General features: G+C 56.5%; 1 rRNA gene. It reads right to left on the reverse strand.

What is annotated here, in order from left to right:
- Positions 1-21 precede the first annotated feature (21 nt).
- Positions 22-2833 (reverse strand): 23S ribosomal RNA (locus tag IG02_RS0135255); the annotation flags it as partial.

A 2833-nucleotide genomic window follows, 5' to 3' on the forward strand; every position in this document is an offset into this window, starting at 1 on the left:
ACACAGTGGACGCGAGCAACTGAGGACAAGCCCTCGGCCTATTAGTACCGGTCAACTCCACCAGTCACCTGGCTTCCATATCCGGCCTATCAACCCAGTCGTCTACTGGGAGCCTTACCCCCTCAAGGGGGTGGGAGTCCTCATCTCGAAGCAGGCTTCCCGCTTAGATGCTTTCAGCGGTTATCCCTCCCGAACGTAGCCAACCAGCCATGCCCTTGGCAGAACAACTGGCACACCAGAGGTTCGTCCGTCCCGGTCCTCTCGTACTAGGGACAGCCCTTCTCAAGACTCCTACGCGCACAGCGGATAGGGACCGAACTGTCTCACGACGTTCTAAACCCAGCTCGCGTACCGCTTTAATGGGCGAACAGCCCAACCCTTGGGACCGACTCCAGCCCCAGGATGCGACGAGCCGACATCGAGGTGCCAAACCATCCCGTCGATATGGACTCTTGGGGAAGATCAGCCTGTTATCCCCGGGGTACCTTTTATCCGTTGAGCGACGGCGCTTCCACAAGCCACCGCCGGATCACTAGTCCCGACTTTCGTCCCTGCTCGACCCGTCAGTCTCACAGTCAAGCTCCCTTGTGCACTTACACTCAACACCTGATTACCAACCAGGCTGAGGGAACCTTTGGGCGCCTCCGTTACCCTTTAGGAGGCAACCGCCCCAGTTAAACTACCCATCAGACACTGTCCCTGATCCGGATCACGGACCCAGGTTAGACATCCAGCACGACCAGAGTGGTATTTCAACAACGACTCCACCCATACTGGCGTACGGGCTTCACAGTCTCCCACCTATCCTACACAAGCCGAACCGAACACCAATATCAAACTATAGTAAAGGTCCCGGGGTCTTTCCGTCCTGCTGCGCGAAACGAGCATCTTTACTCGTACTGCAATTTCACCGGGCCTATGGTTGAGACAGCCGAGAAGTCGTTACGCCATTCGTGCAGGTCGGAACTTACCCGACAAGGAATTTCGCTACCTTAGGATGGTTATAGTTACCACCGCCGTTTACTGGCGCTTAAGTTCTCAGCTTCGCCAACCCGAAAGTCAGCTAACCGGTCCCCTTAACGTTCCAGCACCGGGCAGGCGTCAGTCCGTATACATCGCCTTACGGCTTCGCACGGACCTGTGTTTTTAGTAAACAGTCGCTTCTCGCTGGTCTCTGCGGCCACCCCAAGCTCACACCGTAAAGATGATCACCCAGAATGGCCCCCCTTCTCCCGAAGTTACGGGGGCATTTTGCCGAGTTCCTTAACCATAGTTCACCCGAACGCCTCGGTATTCTCTACCAGACCACCTGAGTCGGTTTCGGGTACGGGCCGCCATGAAACTCGCTAGAGGCTTTTCTCGACAGCATAGGATCATCCACTTCACCACAATCGGCTCGGCATCAGGTCTCAGACACATGCACGACGGATTTACCTACCGTGCGTCCTACACCCTTACCCCGGGACAACCACCGCCCGGGCTGGACTACCTTCCTGCGTCACCCCATCACTTACCTACTACCACCTTGGTTCGACGGCTCCACCACTCCCCTCAACTCCGAAGAGATCAGGGCGGCTTCACGGCCTTAGCATTAATGGATTCGATACTGGGCGCTTCAAAGCGGGTACCGGAATATCAACCGGTTATCCATCGACTACGCCTGTCGGCCTCGCCTTAGGTCCCGACTTACCCTGGGCAGATCAGCTTGACCCAGGAACCCTTAGTCAATCGGCGCACACGTTTCCCACGTGTGAATCGCTACTCATGCCTGCATTCTCACTCGTGAACCATCCACCACTACCTTCCAGCATGGCTTCACCCGGCACACGACGCTCCCCTACCCATCACAGTCCCCGTTAGGAGTATGTACTGCAATGACACGACTTCGGCGGTACGCTTGAGCCCCGCTACATTGTCGGCGCGGAATCACTTGACCAGTGAGCTATTACGCACTCTTTCAAGGATGGCTGCTTCTAAGCCAACCTCCTGGTTGTCTCTGCGACTCCACATCCTTTCCCACTTAGCGTACGCTTAGGGGCCTTAGTCGATGCTCTGGGCTGTTTCCCTCTCGACCATGGAGCTTATCCCCCACAGTCTCACTGCCGCGCTCTCACTTACCGGCATTCGGAGTTTGGCTAAGGTCAGTAACCCGGTAGGGCCCATCGCCTATCCAGTGCTCTACCTCCGGCAAGAAACACACGACGCTGCACCTAAATGCATTTCGGGGAGAACCAGCTATCACGGAGTTTGATTGGCCTTTCACCCCTAACCACAGGTCATCCCCCAGGTTTTCAACCCTGGTGGGTTCGGTCCTCCACGAAGTCTTACCTCCGCTTCAACCTGCCCATGGCTAGATCACTCCGCTTCGGGTCTTGAGCGCGCTACTAAAACGCCCTATTCGGACTCGCTTTCGCTACGGCTCCCCCACACGGGTTAACCTCGCAACACACCGCAAACTCGCAGGCTCATTCTTCAAAAGGCACGCAGTCACGACTGCATGTGCAAGCACACACAGCGACGCTCCCACGGCTTGTAGGCACACGGTTTCAGGTACTATTTCACTCCGCTCCCGCGGTACTTTTCACCATTCCCTCACGGTACTATCCGCTATCGGTCACCAGGGAATATTTAGGCTTAGCGGGTGGTCCCGCCAGATTCACACAGGATTTCTCGGGCCCTATGCTACTTGGGAAACGCACAAGCAAGCCGTACAGATTTCAGCTACGGGGGTCTTACCCTCTACGCCGGGCCTTTCGCATGCCCTTCGCCTACCCATACGGTTTCTGACTCACCGACCGGCCGGCAGACCGATCAAGCACGCTCCCACAACCCC

The organism is Streptomyces sp. NRRL F-5135 (assembly GCF_000719775.1).
In the GTDB taxonomy this organism is placed as follows: Bacteria; Actinomycetota; Actinomycetes; order Streptomycetales; family Streptomycetaceae; genus Streptomyces; species Streptomyces hebeiensis.